At 53.4% G+C, this 2,855-nt stretch carries 1 protein-coding gene; it reads right to left on the bottom strand.

Translation table 11 applies throughout. From position 1 onward, the window contains the following. Positions 1-2,855: tandem-95 repeat protein (locus R7M72_RS24110; protein WP_318056354.1), on the bottom strand; the 2,855-nt coding region annotated here is incomplete at both ends.

Genomic DNA, 2,855 nt, shown 5'->3' with positions numbered 1-2,855 from the left:
CCATGGAAGTTCTCAGCCGGTGTGAACACCAGTTTGCCATCAACAATCTCGACTGTGCCTTGTGCTTCAGGTACGGAAGCTGATTGGATAGACAGCTTATCACCATCAATGTCGGTGTCGTTTGGCAGGACATCAATCGTCACTGGCGTGTCTTCGTCAGTAACAGCGGTATCATCTTTTGCCACTGGCGCGTCATTCACTGGCGTCACATCGACGTTCACCGTGGTGGACTCCGATACCCCACCGGAGGTAACGATGTAGGTAAAGCTGTCTGTTCCGTGATAGTTGTCGTTTGGCGTGTAAGTGACGCTGCCATCCGGGTTGACCGAGACCGTGCCGTTAGCTGGTCCGTTATTGGTATCCAGCGACACCACTTTGTCGTCGCCTTCGAACGTGTCGTTACCTAAGACCTTAATGATGGTCGGCGTGTCTTCCACAACCGTCGCGTTGTCTGCCACGATGTCTGCCACAGGCGCAACTGTGAAGTTCACCGTTTGGCTTACGCTTTCGCCGCTTGGATCGGTAGCCGTAAACGTTAACGCTTCTGAGCCGTTCCAGTCTGCGGTTGGAGTGAACGTAGCAATGCCATTGACGATCGCCACTTGAATGTTGCTGTTGCCAGAAACGCTAAACGTTAACTCACTATCCACGTTATCCACATCGCTGAAAGCGGTATTCAGATCGATGCTGTATAGCGTGAAATCTTCCGCCAAGGTTTGGTCTGCAATGCTACTTTCAACCACAGGCGTGTCGTTCACCGCATTTACGGTGACGTTGGCCGTCGCTTGGTCGGTCAGTGCACCATCGGTCACGGTGTAAGTGATTTCGGCCTCACCATGGAAGTTCTCAGCTGGTGTGAAGACCAATTTGCCGTCAACAATCTCGACTGTGCCTTGTGTTTCAGGTACGGACGCCGATTGGATAGACAGCGTATCACCATCGATGTCGGTGTCGTTTGGCAGGACATCAATCGTCACTGGCGTGTCTTCATCAGTAACAGCGGTATCATCTTTTGCCACTGGCGCATCGTTGACTGGCGTGACATCGACGTTCACCGTGGTGGACTCCGATACCCCACCCGACGTGACGATGTACGTGAAGCTGTCTGTACCGTGGTAGTTGTCGTTTGGCGTGTAAGTGACGCTGCCGTCCGGGTTGACCGAGACCGTGCCGTTGGCTGGACCGTTATTGGTATCCAGCGACACCACTTTGTCGCTGCCTTCAAACGTGTCGTTACCTAGGACGTTAATGATGGTCGGCGTGTCTTCCACAACCGTCGCGTTGTCTGCCACGATGTCCGCCACAGGCGCAACTGTGAAGTTCACCGTTTGGCTGACGCTTTCACCGCTTGGATCAGTAGCCGTAAAGGTTAACGCTTCTGAGCCGTTCCAGTCTGCCGTTGGGCTAATGGTCGCGATGCCATTTTCAATCGACACCAACACGTTGCTGTTGCCTGAGACGCTAAACGTTAACTCACTATCAACGTTATCCACATCACTGAAGGCCGTATTCAGATCGATGCTGTATGGCGTAAAGTCCTCCGCCAAGGTTTGGTCTGTAATGCTGCTTTCAACCACAGGCGTGTCGTTCACCGCATTCTCGGTGACGTTGACCGTCGCTTGGTCAGTCAGTGCACCATCGGTCACGGTGTAAGTGATTTCGGCGTCACCATTGAAGTTCTCAGCCGGTGTGAACACCAGTTTGCCGTCAACAATCTCGACTGTCCCTTGCTCACTCGGCACAGATGCCGAGTCAATCGACAGCTTATCGCCATCAATATCGGTGTCGTTTGGCAGGACATCAATCGTCACTGGCGTGTCTTCATCAGTAACAGCGGTATCATCTTTTGCCACTGGCGCATCGTTCACTGGCGTCACATCGACGTTCACCGTGGTGGACTCCGATACCCCACCGGAGGTGACGATGTAGGTAAAGCTGTCTGCCCCGTGGTAGTTGTCGTTTGGCGTGTAAGTGACGCTGCCGTCCGAGTTGACCGAGACCGTGCCGTTAGCTGGACCGTTATTGGTATCCAGCGACACCACTTTGTCGTCGCCTTCGAACGTGTCGTTATCTAAGACCTTAATGATGGTTGGCGTATCTTCCACAACCGTCGCTTTATCTGCCACGATATCCGCCACTGGCGCTACTGTGAAGTTCACCGTTTGGCTAACGCTCTCGCCGCTTGGATCGGTAGCCGTAAACGTCAGCGCTTCTGAGCCGTTCCAGTCTGCCGTTGGAGTGAACGTAGCAATGCCATTGACGATCGCCACTTGAATGTTGCTGTTGCCAGAGACACTAAACGTTAACTCACCATCGGCGTTATCCACATCACTGAATGCGGAATTTAGATCGATGCTGTATAGCGTAAAGTCTTCTGCCAAGGTTTGGTCTGCGATGTTGCTCTCAACCACAGGCGTGTCGTTCACCGCATTCACGGTGACGTTGACCGTCGCTTGGTCAGTCAGTGCACCATCGGTGATGGTGTAAGTGATTTCAGCGTCACCATGGAAGTTCTCAGCCGGCGTGAAGACCAGTTTGCCGTCAACAATCTCGACTGTCCCTTGCTCACTCGGCACAGACGCCGATTGGATAGACAGCTTATCGCCATCCACATCGGTGTCGTTTGGCAGAACATCAATCGTCACTGGCGTGTCTTCGTCAGTGACAGCGGTATCATCTTTTGCCACTGGCGCGTCATTCACTGGCGTCACATCGACGTTCACCGTGGTGAATTCCGATACCCCACCGGAGGTAACGATGTACGTGAAGCTGTCTGTACCGTGGAAGTTGTCGTTTGGCGTGTAAGTGACGCTGCCGTCCGGGTTGACCGAGACCGTGCCGTTGGCTGGACCGTT

The organism is Vibrio sp. YT-18 (genome assembly GCF_033337345.1).
Taxonomy (GTDB): Bacteria; Pseudomonadota; Gammaproteobacteria; order Enterobacterales; family Vibrionaceae; genus Vibrio; species Vibrio alginolyticus.
This window is presented reverse-complemented; position numbering and strand designations above follow the sequence as displayed.